We start from the raw sequence: 26,776 nt of genomic DNA, 5'->3' as shown, positions 1-26,776 counted from the left end.
CACGGTCTGTCCCCTCTCCCACAGGGAGAGGGAGAAAAAACATAAAACAGGATATCGCCATGCTCGATAAACATACCCATACCCTGATCGCCCATCGTCTGCATCAGGCGGAACAGTCCCGGGAGCAGATCCGCGCGATCTCGCTGGACTATCCGGAGATTACGATTGAAGACGCCTACGCCGTCCAGCGCGAATGGGTGAGCCTGAAGATCGCCGAAGGCCGCGTGCTGAAGGGCCACAAGATCGGCCTCACCTCCAAAGCGATGCAGGCCAGCTCGCAGATCAGCGAGCCGGACTACGGCGCACTGCTGGACGACATGTTCTTCCACGACGGCAGCGACATTCCCGTCGATCGCTTTATCGTCCCGCGCATTGAAGTGGAGCTGGCGTTCGTGCTGGCAAAACCGCTGCGCGGCCCGAACTGCACGATCTTCGACGTCTATAACGCCACGGATTACGTCATCCCCGCGCTGGAGCTGATCGACGCCCGCTGCCACAACGTCGACCCGGAGACCCAGCGTCCGCGCAAGGTCTTCGACACCATCTCCGATAACGCCGCCAACGCGGGCGTGATCCTCGGCGGCCGTCCGATTAAGCCCGACGAGCTGGACCTGCGCTGGATCTCCGCCCTGCTCTACCGCAACGGCGTCATCGAAGAGACCGGCGTGGCCGCAGGCGTCCTGAACCACCCGGCCAACGGCGTGGCGTGGCTGGCCAACAAACTTGCGCCGTACGACGTGCAGCTTGAGCCTGGCCAGATCATTCTCGGCGGCTCGTTTACCCGCCCGGTGCCCGCCAGCAGAGGCGACACCTTCCACGTCGATTACGGCAACATGGGCTCCATCAGCTGCCGCTTTGTCTAGGAGAGCACGATGCAAAACGCATTTAAAGCGGCGCTGAAAGCAGGCCGTCCGCAAATTGGGTTATGGCTGGGGCTGACCAGCAGCTACAGCGCCGAGCTGCTGGCCGGAGCAGGCTTCGACTGGCTGCTGATCGACGGCGAACACGCGCCGAACAGCGTGCAGACCGTCTTAACCCAGCTGCAGGCTATCGCCCCTTATCCCAGCCAGCCGGTGGTCCGCCCGTCGTGGAACGACCCGGTGCAAATCAAACAGCTGCTGGACGTGGGTGCGCAAACCCTGCTGGTACCGATGGTGCAAAACGCCGACGAAGCGCGGCTGGCAGTACGTGCCACCCGCTACCCGCCTGCGGGCATTCGCGGCGTCGGCAGCGCCCTGGCGCGGGCGTCGCGCTGGAACCGCATCCCGGACTACCTGCAGCAGGCCAACGAAGCCATGTGCGTGCTGGTGCAGATTGAAACCCGCGAGGCGCTGAAAAACCTGCCGCAGATCCTGGACGTGGAAGGCGTCGACGGCGTGTTTATCGGCCCGGCGGATCTGAGCGCCGACATGGGCTTTGCCGGCAATCCGCAGCACCCGGAGGTGCAGGCCGCCATCGAGCAGGCGATCGCGCAGATACGCGCCGCCGGTAAAGCCCCCGGCATCCTGATGGCGAACGAGCAGCTGGCTAAACGCTACCTTGAACTCGGCGCACGGTTTGTCGCCGTCGGCGTCGACACCACCCTGCTCGCCCGCGGCGCGGAAGCGCTGGCGGCACGTTTTATCGAACAACCGGTTACGTCAGTTAATAACAATAAATCCGTCTACTAAACGTAAGATCTGGAGCGCACCATGACGACCTCTACCCTGCAAACTCATGATAATAAAGCTGTTGAACACCGCGTCATTCACAAGCTGTTCCGGCGTCTGATCGTCTTTCTCTTTATCCTGTTTGTCTTCTCGTTCCTCGATCGTATCAACATCGGCTTCGCCGGGCTGACGATGGGTAAAGATCTGGGCCTCACGTCAACCATGTTTGGTCTGGCCGCGACGCTGTTTTACGTCACCTACGTGCTGTGCGGCATCCCGAGCAACATCATGCTGGCGAAGATCGGCGCGCGACGCTGGATCGCCGGGATCATGGTGGTGTGGGGTGTTGCCTCCACCTGCACCATGTTCGCCACCAGCCCTGAAACGCTCTACGTCCTGCGCATGCTGGTGGGCATTGCCGAAGCCGGCTTCCTGCCGGGGATCCTGGTCTATCTCACCTGGTGGTTCCCGGCGTATCACCGCGCCCGCGCCAACGCGCTGTTTATGATTGCCATGCCGGTGACCATGATGCTCGGTTCGATCCTCTCCGGGTACATTCTGGCGATGGACGGGCTGTGGAACCTCAAGGGCTGGCAGTGGCTGTTCCTGCTGGAGGGGCTACCGTCGGTGGTGCTCGGCGTGGTGACCTGGTTTTACCTCAACGACACGCCGGACCAGGCCACCTGGCTGGATGACGACGAAAAGCAGGCGCTGAAAACGATGATCGCCCGCGAGCAGGAGGTCGCCATTGCCCAATCCGTCACGCCGCGTTCGACGCTACGCGAGGTGCTGACCCCGGCGGTGCTGCTCTACACGCTGGCCTACTTCTGCCTGACCAACACGCTGAGCGCGATCAACATCTGGACGCCGCAGATCCTGCAAAGCTTCAACACGGGAAGCAGCAACATCGTCATCGGCCTGCTGGCGGCGATCCCGCAGTTCTGCACCATCCTCGGGATGATCTGGTGGAGCCGCCGCTCCGACAGGCTGAAAGAGCGAAAAAAGCACACCATCCTGCCGTACCTGTTCGCGGCGGCGGGATGGATGCTGGCCTCGGCCACCGATCACAGCCTGATCCAGCTGCTTGGCATCATCATGGCCTCAACCGGATCGTTTACCGCCATGGCGATATTCTGGACCACGCCGGATCGGGTTATTAGCCTGCAGTCCCGCGCGGTGGCGCTGGCGGTGATCAACGCCATCGGCAACGTCGGATCCGCCGTCAGCCCATTGCTGATTGGGATCCTGCGCGACGCGACCGGCAGCTTCAGCTCGGGGCTGTGGTTCGTGGCCGGGCTGCTGGTGGTCGGCGCGCTGGTGCTGACGCGCATTCCGATGACGCAGCGGGATCAACAGAGGAACGCTCATGTGCCAGAGCCCTATCGCCAACATTGATATCAGCAAGGAGTACGACGAAAGTCTGGGCACCGACGATGTGCACTACCAGTCGTTCGCCCGCATGGCGGCCTTTTTTGGCCGCGACATGCAGGCGCATCGTCACGACCAGTACTTTCAGATGCACTTTCTCGATACCGGGCAGATTGAGCTCCAGCTCGACGATCACCGCTACTCGGTGCAGGCCCCGCTGTTCGTCCTCACGCCGCCGTCGGTGCCGCACGCGTTTATCACCGAATCCGACAGCGACGGGCACGTGCTGACGGTGCGTGAGGATCTGATCTGGCCGCTGCTGGAGGTGCTTTACCCCGGCACGCGGGAGGCGTTCGGCCTGCCGGGGATCTGCCTTTCGCTTTCCGACAGGCCGGACGAGCTGGCGGCGCTGAAGCACTACTGGCAGCTGATTGCCCGGGAATCCACGGAGCAGCTGCCCGGGCGCGAGCATACCCTGGTCCTGCTGGCGCAGGCGGTGTTTACCCTGCTGCTGCGCAACGCGAAGCTCGACGACCACGCCTCAGGCGGCATGCGCGGCGAGCTGAAGCTGTTCCAGCGCTTTACCCAGCTGATCGACACCCACTACCACCAGCACTGGACGGTGCCGGAATACGCCAGCGAGCTGCACCTGACCGAATCCCGCCTGACCGATATCTGTCGCCGCTTCGCCAACCGCCCGCCAAAACGCCTGATCTTCGACCGCCAGCTGCGGGAGGCCAGGCGCTTGCTGCTCTTCTCCGACAGCACCGTCAGCGAGATTGCCTGGCAGCTGGGGTTCAAAGATCCGGCCTATTTCGCCCGCTTTTTTAACCGCTTAGTGGGGTGCTCGCCCAGCGCGTATCGGGCGCAGAAAGTACCGGTTTCCTGAACGCATCACGGTTCGTAGGGCGGGTAAGCGCAGCGCCACCCGCCGAAAAGCCGCACAGATCACAAAATCCAATCCCGCCCGAAAAGTACCCGCCGTTGTCCCAATCGTCCCTTCACGTTACGTCCCTCTCAGGCTTCAATTAAACAACAAAAACAAAACATAAATTTAACAACCCTATTCCGATACGAGGTCCCCTATGAAGCCTGAAGAGTTCCGCGCTGATGCCAAACGCCCGTTAACCGGCGAAGAGTATTTAAAAAGCCTGCAGGACGGTCGTGAGATTTATATCTACGGCGAGCGCGTCAAAGACGTCACCACCCATCCGGCGTTTCGCAATGCGGCGGCCTCCATCGCGCAGATGTACGACGCGCTGCACAAGCCGGACATGCAGGACACGCTCTGCTGGGGCACCGACACCGGAAGCGGCGGCTATACCCACAAGTTCTTCCGCGTGGCGAAAAGCGCCGACGACCTGCGCCAGCAGCGCGATGCCATCGCCGAGTGGTCGCGCCTGAGCTACGGCTGGATGGGCCGCACGCCGGACTACAAAGCCGCGTTCGGCTGCGCGCTGGGCGCCAACCCGGCCTTCTACGGCCAGTTCGAGCAGAACGCCCGGAACTGGTACACCCGCATTCAGGAAACCGGCCTGTACTTTAACCACGCCATCGTTAACCCGCCGATCGACCGCCACAAGCCAGCGGACGAGGTAAAAGACGTCTACATCAAGCTGGAGAAGGAGACCGACGCCGGGATTATCGTCAGCGGTGCGAAAGTGGTGGCGACCAACTCGGCGCTGACCCACTACAACATGATCGGCTTCGGTTCCGCGCAGGTGATGGGCGAAAACCCGGACTTCGCGCTGATGTTCGTCGCGCCGATGGATGCCGAGGGCGTGAAGCTGATCTCCCGCGCCTCCTACGAGATGGTGGCAGGCGCAACCGGATCCCCGTACGACTATCCGCTCTCCAGCCGCTTCGACGAGAACGACGCCATCCTGGTGATGGATCACGTGCTGATCCCGTGGGAAAACGTGCTGATCTACCGCGATTTCGACCGCTGCCGTCGCTGGACGATGGAAGGCGGTTTCGCCCGCATGTACCCGCTGCAGGCCTGCGTGCGTCTGGCGGTGAAGCTCGACTTCATCACCGCCCTGCTGAAGAAATCCCTGGAGTGCACCGGCACCCTGGAGTTCCGCGGCGTGCAGGCGGATCTCGGCGAAGTGGTGGCCTGGCGCAACATGTTCTGGGCGCTGAGCGACTCCATGTGTTCCGAAGCCACACCGTGGGTCAACGGTGCGTATCTGCCGGATCACGCCGCCCTGCAGACCTACCGCGTGATGGCCCCGATGGCCTACGCCAAGATCAAGAACATCATCGAGCGTAACGTCACCTCCGGGCTGATCTACCTGCCGTCCAGCGCCCGGGATCTGAACAACCCGCAGATCGACCAGTATCTGGCGAAATACGTGCGCGGCTCCAACGGCATGGATCACGTCGAACGCATCAAGATTTTGAAACTGATGTGGGATGCCATCGGCAGCGAGTTTGGCGGTCGTCACGAGCTGTACGAAATTAACTACTCCGGCAGCCAGGATGAGATCCGCCTGCAGTGTCTGCGCCAGGCGCAGAGCTCCGGCAACATGGACAAGATGATGGCGATGGTCGACCGCTGTATGTCCGAATACGACCAGCACGGCTGGACCGTACCGCACCTGCACAACAACAGCGATATCAACATGCTCGACAAGCTGCTGAAATAGCGCAGCGGGAGGTTGCAATGCATTCAGATGAACAACGCCTGCGTTTTCGCGACGCAATGAGTAGCCTGTCGGCGGCGGTCAATGTGATCACCACCGAGGGTGAGGCCGGACGCTGCGGCATCACCGCTACCGCCGTCTGCTCGGTGACCGACACCCCGCCGTCAGTGATGGTGTGTATCAACGCCAACAGCGCCATGAATCCGGTATTTCAGGGTAACGGCAGGCTGTGCGTTAACGTGCTGAACCACGAGCAGGAGATCATGGCTCGCCATTTCGCCGGGATGACCGGAATAACGATGGAGGAGCGCTTTGCCCTCTCCTGCTGGCAAAAAGGCCCGCTGGCGCAGCCGGTACTCAAGGGCGCGCTGGCCAGCCTTGAAGGCGAGATTAGCCAGGTGCAAACCATCGGCACGCATCTTGTCTACCTTGTTGAAATTAAAAACATCATCCTGAGTGACGCAGGACACGGCCTGATCTACTTCAGGCGCCGTTTCCACCCGGTTATGCTGGAGGCGGAAGCCGCCTTATAATCCCCCTCGCGCTGGCCTTTTTTTCCGGCCAGCGCCGCTTTCTACAAAAACTCCTAAGGTTTCCGCTAAATCACGCCGTTATATAACCATAAGAGAAATTTTCTATGCCTGAAAACTGACATTTTGTGTCAGTGCACCCGCATCATTCAGCGCATACCTAAATATACAGGATGACCTTATGGCTAAAACGACGCGGAGCCGCTCGGCTGAACGTCTGGTCGATATTCTGGTTGAGCTACATTTAAACGGTGTGGTAAACCGCAGTGCGTTAATGGAGAAATTCAAAATTACCGAGCGCACCGTCTACCGGGATTTAAATGCCCTCTCTCCCATTGTTGAACATACCGGTAACGGGCTATATCGACTGATCCATTCGGCACAATCGCCCGGTGGACAAGGCTTACATCACACTCTTGCTAACTTCCTGAATGCTGATAGCTTTTTCCCTGAAAGAAATACGGAATTCTGGCAGAATCTTGAAACGCGCGTTGACGAAAACCATATTCTTATTCTTGCGAATGAAGCCGAACATACGGTACAACGTGATATTCGACGTCATTTAACGAAAATCGAGAGATCGATTAAAAACCATAATGTTTGTCAGATTGTTTATAAGGGGAAAACCCGTCTGATTAATCCCTATAAACTCATTAACAAAAAAAATATATGGTATTTACAAGCCACCGAAAATAGCCGCCTGAAATCCTTCTCATTGAGTCAGATTAGCTGGTTTGATATTCAGAAAACGACCTTCACCCCGGAAGAAAATGTCCTTGCGCTACTGGAAAAAAGCCTCGACCCCTGGGTCTCTGAAAATACTTTCGCGGTGAAAATATTCATCAAAGATAATATTTCACATTACTTCCTGCGACGCGATCTTCTGCCAGAACAAGAGCTGCTGGCGGAGCAACAGGGCGGCGTCACGCTGCGCTGCCAGGCGGCCCACGAGAACCAGATCCTGCCGCTGCTGTTCTACTGGCTGCCTCATATTCAGATTCTGGAGCCGAACTGGCTGAAGGAAAAACTGCTCGGAACGCTGGAGCACTATCTGGCGGTGGAGCGCAACCCGAATAATCAAGTGATCTCAATCACATAATTTCGCCCCCTGGCGGCGAGCCGGAACCGCTCGTCGCCGCCTTTGACCGCTCACCTGTCACTTTCAACCACTCATTCATTTACCGTCCTTTACACGCGCGAGGATCTGGCACGATCGCTCCAGCATTAATCAATACCTCCTCACAACGAACCCTGACCCTTTTTTCTTTACATAAAAAACCAGGTCTTACTATGGATACTAAAAAACTACTGAAGCACGTGCCCTGGGCCTTACTCGGGATCCTCGGCGCTTTTTGTCTGGCGGTTGTCGCATTACGCCGGGGCGAACACGTAAGCGCCCTGTGGATCGTGGTCGCGTCCGTTTCCGTCTATCTTGTTGCTTATCGCTACTACAGCTTGTACATCGCGCAGAAGGTCATGAAGCTCGACCCGACGCGCGCCACTCCGGCGGTCATTAACAATGACGGCCTGAACTACGTGCCAACCAACCGCTACGTGCTGTTTGGTCACCACTTTGCCGCTATCGCCGGTGCAGGCCCGCTGGTGGGCCCGGTGCTGGCCGCGCAGATGGGCTACCTGCCGGGTACCCTGTGGCTGCTCGCTGGCGTAGTGCTGGCGGGTGCGGTGCAGGACTTTATGGTGCTGTTTATCTCTTCTCGCCGTAACGGCGCCTCTCTGGGTGAGATGGTCAAAGAAGAGATGGGCCGCGTGCCGGGGACTATCGCCCTGTTCGGCTGCTTCCTGATTATGATCATCATCCTCGCGGTGCTGGCCCTGATCGTGGTGAAAGCGCTGGCCGAAAGCCCGTGGGGTGTCTTCACCGTCTGCTCAACCGTGCCGATTGCGCTGTTCATGGGTATCTACATGCGCTTCCTGAGACCGGGACGCGTGGGTGAAGTGTCGGTGATTGGTATCGTGCTGCTGGTGGCCTCCATCTACTTCGGCGGCGTGATTGCGCACGACCCGTACTGGGGTCCGGCGCTGACCTTCAAGGACACCACCATTACCTTCGCGCTGATTGGCTATGCGTTTATCTCCGCGCTGCTGCCGGTCTGGCTGATTCTGGCCCCGCGTGACTACCTGGCCACCTTCCTTAAAATCGGCGTTATCGTCGGTCTGGCGATCGGCATCCTGCTGATCAACCCGGATCTGAAAATGCCGGCGGTAACGCAGTACATCGACGGTACCGGCCCGCTGTGGAAAGGCGCCCTGTTCCCGTTCCTGTTCATCACCATTGCCTGCGGTGCGGTCTCCGGCTTCCACGCCCTGATCTCCTCCGGTACTACGCCTAAGCTGCTGGCGAACGAGAAAGACGCGCGTCTGATCGGCTACGGCGCGATGCTGATGGAGTCCTTCGTGGCGATCATGGCGCTGGTTGCCGCGTCCATCATCGAACCGGGTCTGTACTTCGCGATGAACACCCCGCCGGCGGGTCTCGGCATCACCATGCCAAACCTGCACGAGATGGGCGGTGACAACGCGGCGCTGATTATGGCGCAGCTGAAAGACGCCAGCGCACACGCGGCGGCGACCGTCAGCTCCTGGGGCTTCGTGATTTCGCCTGAGCAGATCATGCAGACCGCGAAGGACATCGGCGAACCGTCCGTGCTGAACCGCGCAGGTGGCGCTCCTACACTGGCTGTCGGTATCGCACACGTGTTCCACAAAGTGCTGCCGTGGGCGGACATGGGCTTCTGGTACCACTTCGGTATTCTGTTCGAAGCGCTGTTCATCCTGACCGCGCTGGACGCCGGTACCCGTGCAGGCCGCTTCATGCTGCAGGATTTGCTCGGTAACTTCGTGCCGTTCCTGAAGAAAACCGACTCTCTGGTAGCGGGCATCCTGGGTACGGCGGGCTGCGTCGGCCTGTGGGGCTACCTGCTGTATCAGGGCGTTGTCGACCCACTGGGCGGCGTGAAGAGCCTGTGGCCGCTGTTCGGTATCTCTAACCAGATGCTGGCTGCCGTGGCGCTGGTGCTCGGTACCGTGGTACTGGTGAAGATGAAGCGCACTAAATACATCTGGGTCACCGTGGTTCCTGCGCTGTGGCTGCTGCTCTGCACCACCTGGGCGCTTGGCCTGAAGCTGTTCAGCGCCAACCCGCAGCTGGAAGGCTTCTTCTTCATGGCTAACCAGTACAAAGAGAAGATTGCCGCAGGCGGCGCGGATCTGACCGCGCAACAGATTGCCAACATGAACCATATCGTGGTGAACAACTACACCAACGCGGGTCTGAGCATTCTGTTCCTGGTGGTGGTGTACAGCATTATCTTCTACGGCATCAAAACCTGGTTGAAAGTGCGTAACGCTGAAGGCCGTACGGATAAAGAAACCCCGTACGTGCCGGTGCCGGAAGGCGGCGTGAAGACCTCTTCACACCATTAATCCAGCATGTAACTGTAGGCCCGGATCGCTGCGCGCCACCGGGCTTTTTCTTATCAGGACAGGTTATGTTTGGTAACTTAGGCGAAGCAAAAAAATACCTCGGTCAGGCGGCGAAAATGCTGATTGGCATTCCGGACTATGACAACTACGTTGAGCATATGAAGACCAACCATCCGGATAAGCCGTACATGACCTACACCGAATTCTTCCGCGAGCGTCAGGAAGCGCGCTACGGCGGAAGTGGAGAAGGCGGCGTCCGCTGCTGCTAAAGGAGAGACCATGACCCCGATTGCCGTTACCCTGCTGACCGGTTTCCTCGGCGCCGGTAAAACCACCCTGCTGCGCCACATCCTGAATGAACAGCACGGTTTTAAAATCGCCGTCATCGAAAACGAATTTGGCGAAGTCTCCGTAGACGACCAGCTGATTGGCGATCGCGCCACGCAGATCAAAACCCTGACCAACGGCTGTATCTGCTGCACCCGCTCTAACGAGCTGGAAGACGCCCTGCTGGACCTGCTCGACAGCCGCGATCGCGGTGAAATCGACTTTGACCGCCTGGTGATCGAGTGCACCGGCATGGCCGACCCCGGCCCGATTATTCAGACCTTTTTCTCTCATGAGATCCTTTGCCAGCGCTATCTGCTGGACGGCGTCATTGCCCTGGTCGATGCGGTCCACGCCGATGAGCAGATGAATCAGTTCACCATCGCCCAGTCTCAGGTGGGCTACGCCGACCGCATCCTGCTGACCAAAACCGACGTGACGGGCGAAAGCGTTAAGCTTCGCGAGCGCCTGACGCGCATCAACTCCCGCGCGCCAATTTACACGGTGACGCACGGTGATATCGACCTGTCTCAGCTGTTCAACACCAACGGCTTTATGCTGGAGGAGAACGTCACCGCAAAACCGCGCTTCCACTTTATGGGAGACAAGCAAAACGACGTGGCGTCGATTGTGGTGGAACTGGACTACCCGGTGGACATCAGCGAGGTTTCGCGCGTGATGGAGAACCTGCTGCTGTCGTTTGCCGACAAGCTGCTGCGCTACAAGGGGATGCTGTGGATTGACGGCGAGCCCAACCGCCTGCTGTTCCAGGGCGTGCAGCGCCTGTACAGCGCCGACTGGGACCGACCGTGGGGCGATGAACCGCCGCACAGCGTGATGGTGTTTATAGGCATCCAACTGCCGGAAGAGGAGATTCGGGCGGCGTTTGCGGGTCTGAAGAAATAGCCTCCCCGCTTAACTATGCGCTCCGAACAATCCCCTCTCCCCTGTGGGGAGAGGGGTGAGCGGTAAACTTATTTCACCGCCTCCGGCAGCGTCACAATCCACAGCTCGCTGTCGGACTCCGGCTTCTTCAGCGGCTTCACGCTGAGCGTGGTTTCCACCGGTTTATCATCCAGCGTCAGCTTGCCTTCCGCGTTTACCCGGTAATCCTTGAGCTTCTTGCCCTCGACCGGGTTTTGCATCGCGACCTTCACGCCAAAATCGTTATCGTTCGCCACCGCAAGCGTTTTGCTGTCAATCAGCGCCAGTCCTTCAGCCTTCTCCTGCTGCCAGCCCAGCGCGCGGAGGTCGACCACCTGCGTTTTTGCTGCAAGCGTAATGCCGCGCTGCGCCAGGGTTTTCTCATCATCAAACTCCGGGTACTCGCCCGGCTTGTCAAAGGCGGAAAGATCGCTCGCCTTACTGAGATCCACCTTGTAAATCAGGTTACGCATTCCGTCGTTTTTATCGCTTCCCTGCTCAATCAGCAGGATGTGCTGATTATCGAGCGCCACGATGTCGCCGATTTTGGCGTCGCTGTTTTTGTCGTAGGCCGCGCTGTCGATAGGGTAACCGTACATCGCGGTTTTGCCGGTCGCCGGGTCAAAGCTCACCAGACGGGTGAACAGCGCCTGCTTTTTGCTCTTACCGTCGATGTCCAGCGTGCTTTGCACCGCGGCGATAATCCGTCCGTCCGGCATCCGGGTCAGGCCTTCAAAGCCCCGGTTGGGCTGGCGCCATTTGATGATGTTTGGCAGACCGCCCGCGATGGATTTTTCCCCTTCCGCGGCCTGCGGCCCGTGGATCGCGAGGATCTTGCCTTTGCTGTCGACGTTAATCAGGAACGGGCCGTACTCGTCGCACAGCCAGTAGCCGCCTTTGCCGTCCGGCGTGATGCCTTCCGTATCCAGTCCGCGGTTGTCACCCTTGAGCGTCTTTAAGGTATCGCTGAACGCCACTTCATTGGTGGAACCAATCACGCCGCTTTGCAGCGGCAGACCGTTAATCTCGCCTTTATCGTCATGCAGCGGGCGGGCATCAACCGCCTCCGCTTTGCCATTCTGGACGCGGATGGTCATCAGCAGCGGCGCGAAATCTGGCGTGACAAATATTTTGGCTTCGTTTTTACCCATTTTGGGCGCATCGGCGTTGGGGCCGCGATCGGTTACGGTCGCAAACGTCAGGGCGTCGCCCTGCTTGCCCGTAAACAGCAGGCCAGAGCCAATCCCTACCGGGAGCCCGTTCGGGAACGCATCGGCAAACGCGCCGCTGTATTTCACATGCGAGCCGTCAGGGAAGCTGACGACATAGCGCTCAGCGGTAGGCTGTGCCGCCAGGCCAGAGAAAGAGAGCGCACAACCGATAAGCACAGGAATAATTTTTCTTTTCATATTGTTAGCATCCAGTTAGTGAAGCCAACAACGTAAAGAATAAACGTGTCAGAAAAATGACATGGAAAGGCAACCGGCATGGGCGAGTGAACGTATATTCATTGCCCGGAAATGTAAGGTTGTGTTGTATTGTGTGACAACTGAAATACTTTTGGAAATTATTAGAAACTCAATTAATTCACCTCTAATCACTATCCCTTCTTCGTTCAGTTTATGTTTAGTCAAAAAATTAAACGGTTCCTAAACACCAAAACATCACCCGTTGACACCCCGGCGATCAAACAGCATTGCAACAACTTCTATAAAAAACTTAACAATATCAGCATAAAACAGCGATTTTTATCACATTTGCAGTCATAAACATCGCTTGTTAAGGTGCCCCCAGATGAATTTAATGACGAGGCATAAAACATGAAAAAACTGAATATCCTTCTTCTTTCTGCTCTGACCGCCCTCTCGGGTTCCGCTCTGGCAATGGGCGGCAGCATTGAGCAGGGTAAAAACTTTACCAACCTCAACCTGGAAATGGGGAAATCCTCATCCGGTCTGTATGCCGAAAGCAACTGGCTTAAAAACACCGATGACGGTACCCAGACCGGCGGCGTGGGCGCAGGCTACAACCTGGAAGTGGGCCCGGTGATGCTGAACGCAGGTGCGAAAGCTATCTACATCGGCCCGAAAAAAGGCGATAACGGCGTGGCGTTCCCAATCGGTGGCGGCGTAAACGTAGCCCTGACCGACAGCATCCACGTGTACGGTGAAGGCTACGTGGCGCCAGAAGGGCTGAACAACAGCGTGAAAAACTACGTGGAAGCCAACGGCGGCGTAAGCTGGACGCCGATCGCGCCGGTGACCCTGAAAGTGGGCTACCGCCACGTGAGCGTTGATGGCAAAGACGGTCGTCCGAACCATACGCTGATTGACGGCGCATATGTTGGCGGTGGAGTCACCTTCTGATGAAACACCGCATGACCGCGCTTTGCGTTCTGAGCCTCACGCTGATGCTCACCGGCTGCGTCCAGTACAAATGGGTGAAACCGGGCGTCAGCGACGTGGAAATGAATAAAAAGCTCACGGAATGCGAAGCGCAGGCACTGATCGACCTTCCCCCGGATAACGTGGTGACCGGTTCGAGCTCGGAAAAAACGGACAAATCGAAAAAGAAAAAGGATATTTCCACGAGCTACACGGTTGAAGACGCGAATGAATATCGCCGGGATACGCTGGTTGACAGCTGCATGTTTAAAAGCGGCTGGGACAAGATCGAAGTGCAATAATCCCCTTAAAAAAACCTGCCGGCTGGCAGGTTTTTTTATGACCTCTTACTTACGCACCACCACCAGCTTCTGGTTCACAAACTCTTTGATCCCCAGATCCGACAGCTCGCGTCCGTAACCGGAGCGCTTCACGCCGCCGAACGGCAGCTCTGGCGCGGTATCGGTAAGCCAGTTGATGTACACCATCCCGGTCTCGATCCGGGACGCCATTTTCTTCGCGCGCTCGATATCCTGGCTGAATACCGCCCCGCCCAGGCCGTAGTGGGAGTCGTTCGCCAGCGCGACCGCCTCGTCGTCGTTTTTCACCACGTATATCTGCGCCACCGGGCCGAAGAACTCTTCGAAGTACGCCGGGTTGTCGCGCGAGATGTTCGTCAGGATCGTCGGCTCGAAGAAGCTCCCGTCGCGCTGCACCGGCTTGCCGCCATAGTGCAGCGTCGCGCCGTTTTTCACCGCCTCGTTAACCTGTTTGGTCAGTGTTTCAAGCGCATCTTTCGACGACAGCGGCCCCAGCGTGGTGCTTTCGTCCAGCGGATCGCCAATCTTCACCTGCTTAAACGCCTCGGTGAATTTGCTCAGGAAGGCATCCGCAATCTTTTCATGCAGGATAAAGCGCTTCGCCGCGGTGCAGACCTGCCCGGCGTTGTTGAGGCGTGCATTCACACCAATCTTCACGGCTTTGTCCAGGTCCGCATCGTCCAGCACCACGAAGACGTCGTTACCGCCCAGCTCCAGCGTGGATTTCTTAATGTGCTTCGCCGCCTGTGCGGCCACCACGCTGCCGGCTTTTTCGGAGCCGGTCAGCGCCGCCCCCAGCACGCGATCGTCGGCAATGATGTTCGCCACCTGCTCGGACGAAATAAACAGGTTAGTCCATGCCCCTTCCGGCGCGCCCGCCTCGCGAACCAGATGGGCAAAGGTCTCGGCGCAGTGCGGCACGATGCTGGCATGCTTGGCGATCACCGGGTTGCCCGCCGCCAGGTTTGGTGCCAGGACGCGCATCAGCTGGTAATACGGGAAGTTCCACGGCTCAACGGCCATCAGCACGCCGATGGGGTGATGCTCCACCCACGCTTCCCCAAGCTCAGAGTCGTACTTCACCGAGGCCAGGAACTGCTTCGCATTGTCGCCGTAATAGCGGGCGATCTGCGCGCACAGCTTCACCTCGCCGCGGCTCTGTTCGATAAGCTTGCCCATCTCCTGGCTGGCGATTTTCGCCAGATCCTCGGTGCGCTCGTCGATCAGGTCGGCAAGCTTATGCAGCACCGGCAGGCGCTGGCTGATGTCGCCTTTAGCCCAGTCCGAATGGTAAAGCGCATCGGCCGCCTTCAGGGCCGCTTCGATATCCGCGTCGGTATGTGAGGGGTATTCTTTGATGAGCTGGTTAGTGGCAGGATTTACTGTCTGATAAGCCATGTCGAATCTCCTTGTTTTACCGCTTAGGGTATTAAGGGTAGTCAACATGACTGGCTGTGGACGTAAAGTTGGGTATATCCGGAAGGTTCTTAATGAAGCGCTGCCAGACGGTTCGCTGACGTGGTATAAAAAACGTCCAGAAGGAGTTCATATGACCGATACCCGACATATCCGGCAGACTTTTCACCGCGCCTCAGGCCTTGAGCTGCGCAGCACGTGGCAGAGCACGCAGGCGTATAAACGTCATTGTCACCCGCAGCTCTCCATCGGCGCGATTGTGGAAGGCCAGACCTGCTGCGTGTGTCATGACAGAGAATACATCCTTAACCCCGGGGACCTCATTGTGATCCCGGCCTCTGCGCCGCACAGCTGCAACCCCGTCGCCGGGCAACCGCGCAGCTACCATATGCTCTATATCGACACCGATCTTCCTCTGGCGCTCCAGGTGATTCGCGACCGTACGCTCTTTAAGCGCTACCTTGAGATTGTTGAGACGATGTCGCCTGCCTCCGTGGACACGCTGCTTTCAGCCCTGCCCCGCCGCCTGGAAAACGCAGATGCACTTCGCTCAACCAGTCAGCACGTGCGGCAGGCGTTTCTTGCCGACCTGGCCGCACCGCCTTCGCTTGACGAACTTGCCCAACGATTCTCGCTGCGCAAAGAGACGCTGATCCGCACCTTCCGGCAGGACACCGGCCTGACGCCGGGCAGCTTCCTCAACATCTCCCGCGTGGAGTTCGCCAAAGCGCGGCTACGTGCCGGGGACGACATCGCTGACGTGGGCTACCAGAGCGGCTTTGCCGACCAGAGCCATTTTCATAAGACCTTCGTCAGCTATACCGCCGCCACGCCGCGCCAATACGCCACGGGCCGATCAATATCCGACAATAAATAACGTTGGCATCACCGTAGTCTGACCTCAGATTGTTAACCGAGGTTGCTATGGAACTGTTCTTCCCTTCCGCTTTTCTCGCCCTGGCGCTGGCGCATTTTGTCGCCCTGTTAAGCCCGGGTCCGGACTTCTTCCTGCTGGTGGGCTACGCGGCGCGCTACCGACTGCGCGGCAGCGCCGGATTGTGCGTCGGCATCGCCGCGGGCAACGGGCTGTATATCTTACTGGTGATTATCGGCTGGAACGCGCTGCGCCAGTTTGCCTGGCTGTTTACGCTGATAGAGCTTTGCGGCGCGCTGTACCTGCTGTGGATCGGCTCGCATCTGGTACGCAGCCAACCGCAGGCGCTGAGGCTGAATGAAACCCGTCAGCGCTGCCCTTCGCTGCGAAAGCAGATCCTGCTGGGGCTCGGCTCGGCGCTGCTTAATCCGAAGAACGCGTTGTTCTATCTTGCCCTGATGACGGCATTGCTGGGGCCGGACGTGACGCTGCTTCAGCAGGCAACGTGCGGCGTCTGGATGGTGATGGTGGTGCTGGCGTGGGATCTGGCGCTGGTGTCGCTGATGGGGCTATCGGCGGTGCAACAGAAGCTCAGCCGTGCGCTGTGGCTGATAGAGCGCACGGCGGGGGTGGTGCTGATGGGGTTTGGCGGGTGGGTGCTGTGGCGGGTGATATGAAAGAATCTTATCAGCCGTTTTCTATGCCCCTAACCGATAATCCCAGTCATCCGAGTGAATAACGTTACCGTCACGGTAATGCCAGGTAATCTTTTTATAACGAAGCAAAACAAGCTCAAGATGACCCTGTTTTTCATGGTAAGTCTCTTTCACGTCATGCATTAATGAAAACACCGTGACGACCTTCACCGCTTCCAGCGTTATCGTGAAATAGATTTCTTCCTGACCGGCATCATTGATTCTGTACAGGTCGATAGTCGCTTTCCTGAACGTACCGCCCGTGCTGAGTGCTTTATAGAGAAAAACACTGGAGGCATCTATTTCTTTCTCAATAAGAAAGGGACGATGCTGGCGTTTGCTCAATGCTCTGCCATTATGCAGGTCATAATTATAGCTTACGTTATGATAGAGCCCTAAAACCTCAATCTGGTTTTCACGGTCTTTAACTTTCACGCTGCCTTTTATGTTATTACCCGCATCGTCAGTTAATGACATATATCCCGGAATGGCCATTTACATATCCTTATCGAATGGAACAGAGTGTTCAACAGTTGAGATCATAACGGCGAGACATCTTTTACCCTGCGGGCTTTTTATTTTGAACATCTCCCTGATTGAATCCACAAAAAGCTTATTACTTTCTGCCTCCGTTTCGGGGAAATTAGCAAACGCGCAAATTTGTTCAACAGTGAGTAACGGTTTATCGTCTTTTAAGATTGCTAAGACACCTTCAGGGTTATGTGGGATGGCTTCAGAAAGCGCCGCCTTTAAATCTTCAGCCTTACTGGCGTCCACTCCGGGTTCAAGGGCACTCGCCACGGCTAACCATGCCTGAGTTCCTTTACTTATCTCTGGTATGACATGATTCCACCATTCCGACTCACCCGTATCATTTGAATCCAGCTCCGCTACAACAGACATGGCGCCTTTGCCGTTTATCATTTGCAGGATCTGTTCAGGAGTGTGGTTTTTGGCAAATAAACCCATCGGTAAGCACAAGAAGAATAGCACCATAATATACTTCATTATCGCACCACCAGTATTGTATCTCCCGAATCATAAATCATATGACGCTTGTCCTGACCATTCATAATGATACAACCTGCTGATGCAGAGCCTGGTGGCTGACCTTTTTTATCACCATGAATTTGAAAATGATCCCTACCAAAGGTATTGGTCCCCGCTATAGGCTCAAGAATAATGGCCTCAGCACTTTTATGATTATTCCACCCGGCAATAAAATAAATACCTCTGGGAATGGGGCCTCTGTTTCGTTGACTTTCACACTCTGGCTTATCTTTCGATTCACCCACACCGCTGTAGCAGTTAGCGACAAACACACCATTATGGCTCAATACCCCCGTCGAAACTTTATACTCCCATGTCATCGATACCATCTCATTTCATAAATAGTCCTTTATCTTATGGCTAACAGGAGCGTTAAAATGACTACGACGGTCACAAAACATTACGTCCGAAAATAAATAAGCACAAAAAATATAGAAAAATTAATAATAGATAATTTAGATGTATCTATTTTTTATATAGACGACATTTGTTCACACTGAGAATGCGTCTCCCCCTTACACCAGTTTTGCACTTTTGGTTCACTTGCCTCTATCCTTAACCCATGGAAAAAATAGCTGAACTCAAACGCGCCAAGCTGCTGGCGCTGTCGCTGCTGCTGGTTGCCGCCGCGGCCTTTATCACCACCCTGTTCCTGCCGCAGACCTTCTGGGTGCGCGGCGTCAAGGCCATTGCCGAGGCGGCAATGGTCGGCGCGCTGGCTGACTGGTTTGCGGTCGTCGCGCTGTTCCGCCGGGTACCGATTCCCTTTATCTCCCGCCATACGGCGATCATCCCGCGCAATAAAGACCGGATCGGCGACAATCTCGGCCAGTTTGTGCAGGAGAAGTTTCTCGATACCCAGTCGCTGGTGGCGTTGATCCGCCGCTATGAGCCCGCGCAGATGATTGGTGCCTGGTTCAGCAAGCCCGACAACGCCCAGCGCGTCGGGCTGCATCTGATGCAGGTGATGAGCGGTTTTCTCGAACTCACCGACGACGGGCGCATTCAGCGCCTGCTCAAACGCGCGGTGCATAAGGCCATCGACAAGGTCGACTTCACTGAAACCAGCGCCGTGATGCTGGAGAGCATGACCAAAAACAACCGCCATCAGGTGCTGCTGGACGCCATCATCAATCGCCTGATTACCCTGATTCAGCGGGAAAGCACGCGGGACTTTATCGCCGACCAGATCGTCCACTGGCTCAAGACCGAGCATCCGCGCAAGGCGATGGTGCTGCCCACCGAGTGGCTGGGCGATCAAAGCGCGGAGATGGTGTCAAACGCGGTGAACACGCTGCTGGACGATATCAGCCACGACCGCACGCACCAGATCCGCCAGGCGTTTGACCGCGCCACGCTGAAGCTTATCGACAACCTGAAAAACGATCCTGAGATGGCGGCAAAAGCCGACAACATCAAGCACTACCTGAAAAACGATGAGGCGTTTAACCGCTATCTGGGCGAGATGTGGGCCGATCTGCGCCAGTGGCTGAAGGCGGATATGCAGAGTGAGGACTCGCGCGTGAAGCAGCGCATCGCCAACGCCGGGCTGTGGTTTGGTGAAACGCTGACGAACGATGCGAACCTGCAGGCCTCGCTGAACGAGCATCTGGAGCAGGCCGCGCACCGCCTCGCGCCGGATTTTGCCGCGTTCCTGACACGCCATATCAGCGACACGGTGAAAAGCTGGGATGCCAAAGACATGTCCCGCCAGATTGAGCTGAACATTGGCAAGGATCTGCAGTTTATCCGCGTCAACGGCACCCTGGTGGGCGGGACGATTGGCCTGATTCTGTTTTTACTCTCGCAAATCCCGACGCTTATCCATTGAGCGTCCTGAGGATCAGCGCCTTCATGCTGGAAATAGCGGCATTGGCGGAGGCGCTTCCCTGATGCAGCGCTATTCCCAACTCTCCTGTATCTGGCAGCTGGCGGCTGTCGACCTGTAACGTCTCGGGCAGGCCAATACGCGTGCGGAGCGTGATACCCAGCCCCGCGCTGACGCCCGCCCACAGTCCGCTCAGGCTATAGCTGGTAAAAGCGATACGCCAGGGAATACCTGCGGCATCCAGCGATGCGATAGCCCGGCTTCGCAAGAGGCAGGGGGCGTCAAACATTACCAGCGGCAGCGGCTCACCTCGGTGCAGAAGTACCTCAATGTCCTCGCTGGACCGGCAAATCCACTTTAGCGGCTCGCTTCGCACATAGTCGCCTTCTCGTCCTTCCTGCCAGACCAGCGCCAGATCGAGTTCGTTTGCCGCCACGCCCCGCAGCAGCGGCGGGTTGCGATCGACGCGCGCGATCATGCGGAGCTCAGGGTGTTGTCTGTGAAAATCGCCGATAACCTGCGGCATCACGGACTCCCCAAAGTCCTCCTGCATACCCAGACGCACCTCGCCCTGCAGCAACTCCCCCCTGATAGCCCGGAGCGCTTCATCATTTAATGCCAGCATGCGTCGGGCGTAGCTCAGCAGAATTTCACCCTCCCGGGTCAGAGCCAGCGTACGCCCCTGCTTCACGGTGAGCGCCACGCCGCACTGCTGCTCCAGCTTTTTTAGCTGGGCGCTGACCGCAGAGGTGGACCGACACAGCCTGTACGCCGCCTCGGCAAAGCTGGTGGATTGAATACCCTCCACAAAGCTGCGCAGCGCGTCCAGGTCTAATGCTGAAAAGCGTTTATCCATATCATCCTCATTTTCAGGACATTTGGTCCTGAACATTGTGATTTTATTTATGGTGGCAGCCTGCGAGAGTGATTTCCAGACAACAGGAGGAATAAAAATGAGCACAACACTGAATCGCGACACGCTTGCGCAGGTCTCCCCTAAGCTGGCGGAACTCAGCCAGCAGGTGCTGTTTGGCGATATCTGGCAGCGTCCGCAGCTGGCCCCGCGGGATCGCAGCCTGATCACGCTTGCCGCCCTGGCCGCCCTGGGGCGTACCGCGCAGCTTCCCTGGCATATCGACTTTGCCCGACAAAACGGCGTGACGGACGACGAGATTGCCGAAGCGTTTACTCATCTGGCGTTTTACGCAGGCTGGCCGGCAGCCGTCAGCGCCCTGACCTGCCTGGCAGAGGAGAAACAATAATGCCGTTTGTTCGCATCATGACGGGTGGCCGCTATAGCGAGATGCAGAAAAAACAGATTTCGGACATTCTGCACCAGGCGCTGACGGAAACCTTCGCCGTTCCCGCGCAGGACCGGTTTCATTTTTTTGAATGCTTCGCTGCCGGGGATCGATACGTTGATCGGCACTATCTCAGCCCGGGCAGAACGGAGGGGGCGATACTGTTCAATATCGTGGCCGGTAAGCCGAGGAGCGAAGAACAAAAAGCGGCGCTCTACCGCCAGTTGGCTGCGCAGCTGAATGAGAAGATGGGCATCAATGGTGGGGACGTGATGGTCGTTATCCAGTTTACTGCCGCTGAAGACTGGAGCTTCAGCGGCGGCATACGCTATCAGCCCTGAATGACGTAGCGCGTCGCCTCGAAGCGGTTCAGGATCAGGTGCACCAGAAAGACCATCGTCAGCGTCGCCACCAGCGAAAAAGTGACGGAGGTGATGCGGTACAGATCGCTGAACACCAGGTCAGTGTCCGGGTGCATGTTCTGCCCGAACATTATCCCGATGGTGGTGATGCTGGAGAACCCTACGCCTGCGCCCACCTTCTCCATCACGTGGAGTCGCGCCCCAAACGCCAGCCCGAGGCCGATCAGCGGCATCATCAATAGCATATGGCTGCTGTGATCGTAGAGGATCAGCTGCACCACCAGAATATAGAGGCAGCCCAGCACCACGCCGACCACGCGCCAGATGGAGCTCATCACCGAACCGCGATAGTGCATCGGGAACAGGATTAAAATCCCCGCCATCAGCGCCGAAAGCGAATCGCTTAAGTCGCTGATCTGAAAAACGACGAATATCAGCGTCGCGACGGTACCGGAGAGCAGCGACTCGTGGCGCACGCGGGCGTCGTCTTTCTCAATCAGCGGCGGCGGCTTGCGGGGCTCCACGTCCGGCAGGAGGTAGTTCATCAGCGCGCTCAGGCACACCGCCATCACGCTGGCTTCGATGTTGGAAAACAGCAGCGTGTGCCAGTTGGTGGTGGGGTAGCTCATAAAGTTGAGCATCACGCTCTGGCACACCACGCCCATGGACCCGAACAAAAACAGCGGCCCTTTACTCATAAAGCGAAAGCGCATCACGTACAGGGCGAAGACCACCAGCGTCATGATGACCGGCCATTGCGCCAGATAGCCGATGATGAAGACCATTTCGACGCAGTTTAGCGCGGCGCTGAAGATAAACTGCTTCGCCACGTGGCGGTTAAACACCGGCACCAGCGACAGCAGCATGATCGGGTAGACCACGAAAAATACGCCATAGCTGGTGTTGTAGAAGCTGGAGATGCTGAGCGCAATCATCCCGGCAAAGACGATGCGCAGGGTCTGGCGAAAGTCGTTTGCCGTATAGACGATGTTGCCGTGCGGGGTAAAGACCCGCGCCAGGGTGCTAATAGACATAGTGAAGCAGGCTCACCAGGTGGATCTGCATCCCGGAGAAGAAGCGCGCAAACGGCCCTTCGCTGTTGTAAAGCTGCACGGTCGCGCGGGCGCCGGTCGGCAGATGCTTCGGCAACGCCTCGTCCAGCGTCACGTGAATGCGCATGCGCTGAGCGTCGCGCACCCAGCGGTTAGAGGTTTCCGGCTCGGAAAGCTGGCCGTTAACGGCCTCCTGACCTGCCAGGATCCCCGCGTCGCTGCTGGTGACGTGGGCGCGGAAAACGTGTCCCGGAAAGGCGTCAAACACCACGGCCGCATCGGTGCCCTGACGAGTATGGCGCAGGCTCTTCTCGCGGAAATCGGCCACGATGTCGGTCTGGTTGTTCACCAGCGCCAGCGCGGCTGAGCCCGAGGAGGCGTAAAAGCCCGGGCTTAACTGCAGGTTACTGACCGTGCCGTCCGCCTGGGCGTAAACCTTCGTCCAGCCGAGATTGAGTTCCGCTTCATCCAGCGCGTTGCGGTATTTTTGCAGCGTCACGTTGCGGTGCTCGTCCCGCTCGCCGCGCTGGATGCGCAGGTTATGGATGTTGGCCTGAATTGAGCTGACGGACTGTTCGCTGCTCTGCCAGGTCGTGCGGACTTTATCCAGATCCGCCTGCGAGACGTTCTGCAGGGTGCTCAGCTTCTGGTAGCGATCAAAGGTTACTTTGTCGTTACGCGCGGTCAGCACGGCGGTTTTCAGGCTGGCCTGCGCGGCGGCGATCTGCGCATCCAGCTGTTCGTTGGACAGGCGTGCCTGCTCGAGCGCGATTTGCGCCGCTTCCACCTTATTGCGAAACGGCGTGTCATCGAGCTCAAACAGCAGATCGCCTCTCTTCACCTGGCTGTTGTTGTGGACATGTACCGCCGCCACGTAACCGGAGACGCGCGGAGACACCGGCGTCACCACGCGCATCACGGTGGAGTCCGGCGTCAGCGGGATCCAGATATCCGCGACGATAAAGTAGACAAACATCAGCAGGAAAGAGGCAATACTCACCCTTACCCAGCGGGCAAACTTTTGTTCAGGGGTCATTATTTTTCGGTCTTGTTATCTTCTTCGCGGATTGTCCGCAAATTGCAGGCGATTTGATTCAACGTGGCGCTGAAAATGTCGAGATGTTCCGGCGCGATGTTTTGCGATACGCGCGCCTGATACGTCTCAATCACCTGAGTGAGCCTTTGTAACAGGGCTTTTCCCTCAGGCGTCAGCGTCAGAAGCCGGATGCGCTTGTCATAAGGCGATACGGCGCGCAGCAGGTATCCCTGCTTTTCCAGCTGTGTCAGGGTGCGCATCAGCGGCGGCAGTTCAATGCCCTGCACCTCCGCCAGCTCACTCATTGAGACGTTATCCCCGAGCTGATGAAGCTGCATCATCACCGTCCAGCTCGACTGGGTTAACCCGGTATCGAGAATGGCCTCGTCGATGACGGCACGCCACTGGCGCACGATCATCGCCATCCGCATGCCCATCGGCCTGCGGCAGAACAGTTCTTCTTCACTCATGGGGAAACCTCTCGTCACACGCGGTCAAGATAATAGTTATCAGGGTAAGTATCAAGAAACGAGAGGCGAAAGCGCAGGAATTGCGAAAAGGGTGTTCTCCCTCTCCCTGTGGGAGAGGGTCGGGGTGAGGGCATCAGCCCGCAGCGGCGTTTAGCGGCTAAAATGCTTCCTGAAGGCGGCCTTCCCCGACGCCGTCACCACCACCTCCCGATACCCCGCCACCCGCTGGATCCAGCCTTTATTTTCCAGATGGTCGAGCAGCAACGCGCCGGCTTCTCCGCCCAGGTGAAACCGCCGCTCGCTCCAGTCCAGGCAGGCGCAGCAGGCCTTCCGGCGCGGATGCGCGCTTAACGAAATGCCGAGCGTCAGGAACTGCTCCCGGCCATAGAGTGTCAACGCTGAACCGTCAGCCTCCAGCCAGCCTTCCGCCTGCATGAAATCATAGATCTGCACCGCCACCGCGCCTGCGAGATGGTCATAGCAGGTCCGCGCTTCGCGCATGGCTTTCGGCGCGCTGGTTTCCGGTGGGGTAATGCGGCTCCACGAAAGCCCCATCATCTGCTCCACCAGCGCCGCCACGTCGTGCCCGGCAAGGCGATAATAGCGATGCCGCCCTTGCGACAGGCAGGTAATCAGTTGCCCTTCAAGCAGCCGGGCGAGATGCCCGCTGGCGGTCGACGGCGCAACGCCTGCCGCCGCGCTCAGTTCGGTAGCCGTCCACGCCCGTCCGTCCATTAGCGCACAGAGCATCTTCACGCGCGACGGATCGGCCATTGCCGCCGCCACCGCGGCAATCGCCTTTTCCAGCAACGCGCTGTTGTCAGGGGGTAAACTCGTCTTAAGCATGGGCCGCCCAGGGTTCGGTGATCTCAGCGGCCAGCTTATCATTATCCGTCAGCAGAATAAGGTGATTCGCATGGTCGCTGTACTGAGCCAGGATAGACACACCGCGTGCCGCCAGCGCCGCCGCTATCTCGCCCAGCTCGCCAGGGCGCTCTTGCTTAAGCTTTCTGATCACCGGCTTTCGCACCGCCTGCACGATAAACCCGGCGTCGAGCAGCACGCGTCGCGCTTTTTCCCCGTCTTCCATCAGGAAATGGGCATCTGTACCAAAAACGCCACCGCCCTCCAGCCCCACGCCGTTGCGGCCCAGCAGCTGTCCAAAGCGCGCCAGCTCACCCGGGATATCGCGAAAAATGACATGAACGTCATACATCGGCATGCCCTCCGGTTTCAGAGGTATATTCCCGCACGACCTGCGCCACCCGAATGCGGTAGTACGCAAAAATCGACTCCCGCCCTTCGGCCTGCGCCGCCTGATGAAAGACGTTCTGCTTCCAGCGGCGGACGGCCTCTTCATCCCGCCACCAGGAAAGGGAGAGGATTTTGCCGTCGGTCGTCAGGCTCTGGAACCGCTCGATATCAATAAAACCGTCAATGTCCGCCAGCAAAGGCTTAAGCTCTGCGGCAAGCTGAAGATAGCGCGCCTGATGGGCAGGCGCGGCTTTGGCTTCGAAAAGGACTGCGATCATGGTTTTCTCTCCGTTGTGATGTTGAGGAGAGAATGCAGGATGGAAAAGCACGATGCTTCGGTAAATAACGAAGTTTTATCCCACAATCGACCGCGGCTCCATAAACGCCCGGATCCCCCACTCGCCCATCTCGCGCCCCAAACCGGAGTGCTTAAACCCGCCGAACGGCGCTTTCGGTTCATGGGCCAGGGTGTTCACCAGCACGCGACCGGAAACAATCTGCTGCGCCACGCGTCGTGCGCGGTCCACATCGCCGCCCAGCACCATCGCGCTCAGGCCGTAGTCGGTGTCGTTGGCAATGGCGATCGCCTCCGCCTCGTCCTGATAAGGGATTACGCACAGCACCGGGCCGAAGATCTCGTCGCGGGCAACGGTCATCCGGTTGTTCACGTCGGCAAACAGCGTCGGACGCACAAACCAGCCGTCCTGCGTGCCTTCCGGCCGCCCTTCACCGCCCGCCAGCAGGCGTGCCCCCTCTTCGAGGCCTTTACGGATATAGCCCTGCACCCGCTGCCACTGCCTTTCGCTGACCATCGGGCCGACGTCAGTCGCACTGTTGCGCGGGTCGCCGGAGTTCACCGCCGCCACGGCCTGCGCCAGCCCGGTTTCGATCTCCGCCTTGAGCGAGTAAGGCACCAGAATGCGCGTCCCGGCCACGCACGCCTGCCCGCTGTTCATAAACCCGGCCTGAATCACCAGCGGGATCGCCTGCGCCAGATCCACATCATCCAGCAGGATCGTCGGCGATTTACCGCCCAACTCCAGCGTTACGCGCTTAAAGCTTTCCGCCGCGTTGCGCAGGATCGCCTTGCCGGTATTCGTGGAGCCGGTGAACGAGATTTTTGCCACGTCCGGATGGCAGCTAATCGTTTCGCCGACCGTCTCGCCGCGCCCGGTGACGATGTTAAATACGCCCGGCGGCAGAGCCGCATCGCGCAGCGCTTCAGTGACAATCTGCGTTTGCAGGGCACTCATTTCGCTCGGCTTGATCACCGCCGTGCAGCCCGCGGCGAGCGCGGCCGCCAGTTTGCCGCAGATAAACCCGGCATCGCTGTTCCACGGCGTAATCAGCCCGGCCACGCCGAGCGGCGTCATCTGCACCGTTGCGGCACCTGCGGGGGTGACAAACTCAAACGCCTCAAGCGCCTCGATGGCCTGCGCAATCACCTCTGCCGGATAGCTGGCCATCCACGCCGAGCGCGAGGCGGGCGCGCCGTACTCTTCAATGACCGCTTCCAGCAGATCGTCGTGGCGAGCGGCCACGGCGGCGTGCATACGTTTTAGCGCCGCGATGCGTTCCTGCTTTGTGGTCTGCGACCACGCCGGAAACGCCGCTTTTGCCGCCGCAACGGCGCGCGCTGCGTCAACCTCATCCGCCAGGCGTACCTGCCCGATGACCCGCGCCGTCGCCGGGTTGTACAAATCAAACCACTCGGTGCCGTGCGGGGTAACAAATTCGCCGTTAATAAAGATCTGTTCGATGGTGTGCATATAAACCTCCTCAGGCTGTGTGAGCACAGTCTGGCACGGCTTCTCCGTTGCGATAATCCACGCTATGCTGCAAGGGTT

At 58.1% G+C, this 26,776-nt stretch carries 30 protein-coding genes; 17 read left to right on the top strand and 13 right to left on the bottom strand.

Annotation, left to right across the window (positions count from 1 at the left end; genetic code table 11):
* Window positions 1–59 precede the first annotated feature (59 nt).
* From hpaH to yjiA, 10 genes are all read left to right on the top strand, one after another.
* Window positions 60–863 (top strand): 2-oxo-hept-4-ene-1,7-dioate hydratase, encoded by an 804-nt coding sequence (hpaH, locus tag GXP72_RS03025; protein WP_024908290.1) that lies wholly within the window; start codon window positions 60–62, stop codon window positions 861–863.
* Between the two features lie 9 nt (window positions 864–872).
* On the top strand, window positions 873–1,670 hold the full coding sequence (hpaI, locus tag GXP72_RS03020) for a 4-hydroxy-2-oxoheptanedioate aldolase (protein WP_061716009.1): 798 nt from the start codon (window positions 873–875) through the stop codon (window positions 1,668–1,670).
* 21 nt (window positions 1,671–1,691) lie between these two features.
* Entirely contained in the window at window positions 1,692–3,044 is a 1,353-nt protein-coding gene (gene hpaX / locus GXP72_RS03015; RefSeq protein ID WP_208763490.1) for a 4-hydroxyphenylacetate permease, read from the top strand.
* The gene (hpaA, locus tag GXP72_RS03010; protein WP_024908293.1) at window positions 3,016–3,906 is read left to right on the top strand and encodes a 4-hydroxyphenylacetate catabolism regulatory protein HpaA; all 891 of its coding nucleotides are present in this window, start codon (window positions 3,016–3,018) and stop codon (window positions 3,904–3,906) included. The genes hpaX and hpaA overlap by 29 nt, the downstream gene beginning before the upstream one ends.
* Window positions 3,907–4,102: 196 nt before the next feature.
* The gene (gene hpaB, locus GXP72_RS03005; RefSeq protein ID WP_008501307.1) at window positions 4,103–5,665 is read left to right on the top strand and encodes a 4-hydroxyphenylacetate 3-monooxygenase, oxygenase component; all 1,563 of its coding nucleotides are present in this window, start codon (window positions 4,103–4,105) and stop codon (window positions 5,663–5,665) included.
* Between the two features lie 17 nt (window positions 5,666–5,682).
* Window positions 5,683–6,195 carry a 4-hydroxyphenylacetate 3-monooxygenase reductase subunit gene (locus tag GXP72_RS03000; protein ID WP_024908295.1) on the top strand — a complete coding sequence of 171 codons (513 nt, stop codon included), beginning with the start codon at window positions 5,683–5,685 and terminating at the stop codon, window positions 6,193–6,195.
* Window positions 6,196–6,373: 178 nt separating this feature from the next.
* Window positions 6,374–7,291, top strand: a complete 918-nt coding sequence (locus GXP72_RS02995; RefSeq protein ID WP_024908296.1) for a WYL domain-containing protein — start codon at window positions 6,374–6,376, stop codon at window positions 7,289–7,291.
* A gap of 191 nt (window positions 7,292–7,482) precedes the next feature.
* Complete coding sequence (locus GXP72_RS02990; RefSeq protein WP_024908297.1) at window positions 7,483–9,636, top strand: carbon starvation CstA family protein; 2,154 nt, start codon at window positions 7,483–7,485, stop codon at window positions 9,634–9,636.
* A 65-nt stretch (window positions 9,637–9,701) separates the two neighbouring features.
* Window positions 9,702–9,905, top strand: a complete 204-nt coding sequence (locus GXP72_RS02985) for a YbdD/YjiX family protein (RefSeq protein ID WP_003856610.1) — start codon at window positions 9,702–9,704, stop codon at window positions 9,903–9,905.
* A gap of 10 nt (window positions 9,906–9,915) precedes the next feature.
* Window positions 9,916–10,869, top strand: a complete 954-nt coding sequence (gene yjiA / locus GXP72_RS02980; protein WP_208763489.1) for a GTPase — start codon at window positions 9,916–9,918, stop codon at window positions 10,867–10,869.
* Window positions 10,870–10,937: 68 nt separating this feature from the next.
* On the opposite strand, the gene GXP72_RS02975 is transcribed toward yjiA, so the two are convergent.
* The gene (locus GXP72_RS02975) at window positions 10,938–12,296 is read right to left on the bottom strand and encodes an esterase-like activity of phytase family protein (RefSeq protein ID WP_208763488.1); all 1,359 of its coding nucleotides are present in this window, start codon (window positions 12,294–12,296) and stop codon (window positions 10,938–10,940) included.
* A 411-nt stretch (window positions 12,297–12,707) separates the two neighbouring features.
* Between GXP72_RS02975 and GXP72_RS02970 the strand changes: the two genes are divergently transcribed.
* A complete protein-coding gene (locus tag GXP72_RS02970; protein WP_047746519.1) occupies window positions 12,708–13,253 on the top strand; it encodes a YfaZ family outer membrane protein in 546 nt (181 codons plus the stop codon).
* Window positions 13,253–13,573 carry a hypothetical protein gene (locus tag GXP72_RS02965; protein ID WP_048992924.1) on the top strand — a complete coding sequence of 107 codons (321 nt, stop codon included), beginning with the start codon at window positions 13,253–13,255 and terminating at the stop codon, window positions 13,571–13,573. The genes GXP72_RS02970 and GXP72_RS02965 overlap by 1 nt, the downstream gene beginning before the upstream one ends.
* A 45-nt stretch (window positions 13,574–13,618) precedes the next feature.
* Here GXP72_RS02965 and GXP72_RS02960 read toward each other — a convergent pair whose 3' ends face one another.
* Window positions 13,619–14,989 (bottom strand): NAD-dependent succinate-semialdehyde dehydrogenase, encoded by a 1,371-nt coding sequence (locus GXP72_RS02960; protein WP_208763487.1) that lies wholly within the window; start codon window positions 14,987–14,989, stop codon window positions 13,619–13,621.
* A gap of 151 nt (window positions 14,990–15,140) precedes the next feature.
* Between GXP72_RS02960 and GXP72_RS02955 the strand changes: the two genes are divergently transcribed.
* Entirely contained in the window at window positions 15,141–15,884 is a 744-nt protein-coding gene (locus tag GXP72_RS02955) for an AraC family transcriptional regulator (protein ID WP_208763486.1), read from the top strand.
* A gap of 47 nt (window positions 15,885–15,931) precedes the next feature.
* A complete protein-coding gene (locus GXP72_RS02950; protein ID WP_208763485.1) occupies window positions 15,932–16,558 on the top strand; it encodes a LysE family translocator in 627 nt (208 codons plus the stop codon).
* Window positions 16,559–16,579: 21 nt separating this feature from the next.
* On the opposite strand, the gene tssD is transcribed toward GXP72_RS02950, so the two are convergent.
* Genes tssD through GXP72_RS02935 form a run of 3 tightly spaced genes read right to left on the bottom strand, consistent with a single transcriptional unit; the run spans window position 16,580 to window position 17,946 of the window.
* The gene (tssD, locus tag GXP72_RS02945; protein WP_024908304.1) at window positions 16,580–17,071 is read right to left on the bottom strand and encodes a type VI secretion system tube protein TssD; all 492 of its coding nucleotides are present in this window, start codon (window positions 17,069–17,071) and stop codon (window positions 16,580–16,582) included.
* Window positions 17,072–17,584 (bottom strand): hypothetical protein, encoded by a 513-nt coding sequence (locus GXP72_RS02940; RefSeq protein WP_024908305.1) that lies wholly within the window; start codon window positions 17,582–17,584, stop codon window positions 17,072–17,074.
* A complete protein-coding gene (locus GXP72_RS02935; RefSeq protein WP_208763484.1) occupies window positions 17,584–17,946 on the bottom strand; it encodes a tlde1 domain-containing protein in 363 nt (120 codons plus the stop codon). Before GXP72_RS02935 ends, GXP72_RS02940 begins: the two co-directional genes overlap by 1 nt.
* Before the next feature lie 242 nt (window positions 17,947–18,188).
* Here GXP72_RS02935 and GXP72_RS02930 point away from each other — a divergent pair, with 242 nt between their 5' ends.
* A complete protein-coding gene (locus GXP72_RS02930; RefSeq protein ID WP_090419192.1) occupies window positions 18,189–19,457 on the top strand; it encodes a DUF445 domain-containing protein in 1,269 nt (422 codons plus the stop codon).
* Here GXP72_RS02930 and GXP72_RS02925 read toward each other — a convergent pair.
* Window positions 19,447–20,310: a LysR substrate-binding domain-containing protein gene (locus GXP72_RS02925; RefSeq protein ID WP_208763483.1), complete on the bottom strand. Its 864-nt coding sequence runs from the start codon at window positions 20,308–20,310 to the stop codon at window positions 19,447–19,449. The genes GXP72_RS02930 and GXP72_RS02925 overlap by 11 nt on opposite strands.
* A 97-nt stretch (window positions 20,311–20,407) precedes the next feature.
* On the opposite strand from GXP72_RS02925, the gene GXP72_RS02920 reads away from it, so the two are divergent.
* Together GXP72_RS02920 and GXP72_RS02915 are read left to right on the top strand one after the other, a co-directional pair.
* Complete coding sequence (locus GXP72_RS02920) at window positions 20,408–20,716, top strand: carboxymuconolactone decarboxylase family protein (protein WP_024908308.1); 309 nt, start codon at window positions 20,408–20,410, stop codon at window positions 20,714–20,716.
* Window positions 20,716–21,096 carry a tautomerase family protein gene (locus GXP72_RS02915; RefSeq protein ID WP_148768522.1) on the top strand — a complete coding sequence of 127 codons (381 nt, stop codon included), beginning with the start codon at window positions 20,716–20,718 and terminating at the stop codon, window positions 21,094–21,096. The genes GXP72_RS02920 and GXP72_RS02915 overlap by 1 nt, the downstream gene beginning before the upstream one ends.
* Here GXP72_RS02915 and GXP72_RS02910 read toward each other — a convergent pair.
* The 7 genes from GXP72_RS02910 to GXP72_RS02880 all read right to left on the bottom strand — a co-directional run bounded on the left by GXP72_RS02910 (window position 21,087) and on the right by GXP72_RS02880 (window position 26,698).
* On the bottom strand, window positions 21,087–22,151 hold the full coding sequence (locus GXP72_RS02910; protein ID WP_048992913.1) for a DUF2955 domain-containing protein: 1,065 nt from the start codon (window positions 22,149–22,151) through the stop codon (window positions 21,087–21,089). The two genes, GXP72_RS02915 and GXP72_RS02910, sit on opposite strands and share 10 nt — an antisense overlap.
* Window positions 22,141–23,208 carry an HlyD family secretion protein gene (locus tag GXP72_RS02905; RefSeq protein ID WP_090419205.1) on the bottom strand — a complete coding sequence of 356 codons (1,068 nt, stop codon included), beginning with the start codon at window positions 23,206–23,208 and terminating at the stop codon, window positions 22,141–22,143. The genes GXP72_RS02910 and GXP72_RS02905 overlap by 11 nt, the downstream gene beginning before the upstream one ends.
* Window positions 23,205–23,675 carry a MarR family transcriptional regulator gene (locus tag GXP72_RS02900; protein ID WP_024908312.1) on the bottom strand — a complete coding sequence of 157 codons (471 nt, stop codon included), beginning with the start codon at window positions 23,673–23,675 and terminating at the stop codon, window positions 23,205–23,207. Before GXP72_RS02900 ends, GXP72_RS02905 begins: the two co-directional genes overlap by 4 nt.
* Before the next feature lie 150 nt (window positions 23,676–23,825).
* The gene (locus tag GXP72_RS02895) at window positions 23,826–24,521 is read right to left on the bottom strand and encodes a winged helix-turn-helix domain-containing protein (RefSeq protein WP_208763482.1); all 696 of its coding nucleotides are present in this window, start codon (window positions 24,519–24,521) and stop codon (window positions 23,826–23,828) included.
* On the bottom strand, window positions 24,514–24,891 hold the full coding sequence (locus tag GXP72_RS02890; protein WP_208763481.1) for an amino acid-binding protein: 378 nt from the start codon (window positions 24,889–24,891) through the stop codon (window positions 24,514–24,516). Before GXP72_RS02890 ends, GXP72_RS02895 begins: the two co-directional genes overlap by 8 nt.
* The gene (locus tag GXP72_RS02885; protein WP_023618387.1) at window positions 24,884–25,207 is read right to left on the bottom strand and encodes an antibiotic biosynthesis monooxygenase; all 324 of its coding nucleotides are present in this window, start codon (window positions 25,205–25,207) and stop codon (window positions 24,884–24,886) included. Before GXP72_RS02885 ends, GXP72_RS02890 begins: the two co-directional genes overlap by 8 nt.
* Before the next feature lie 75 nt (window positions 25,208–25,282).
* Entirely contained in the window at window positions 25,283–26,698 is a 1,416-nt protein-coding gene (locus GXP72_RS02880) for an aldehyde dehydrogenase family protein (RefSeq protein WP_208763480.1), read from the bottom strand.
* Window positions 26,699–26,776: the final 78 nt, after the last annotated feature.

Origin of the sequence: Enterobacter sp. SES19 (assembly GCF_011765665.1) — a bacterium.
In the GTDB taxonomy this organism is placed as follows: domain Bacteria; phylum Pseudomonadota; class Gammaproteobacteria; order Enterobacterales; family Enterobacteriaceae; genus Enterobacter; species Enterobacter pseudoroggenkampii.
The sequence above is the reverse complement of the archived record's forward strand: the minus strand, read 5'-3'. Positions and strand labels throughout refer to the sequence as shown.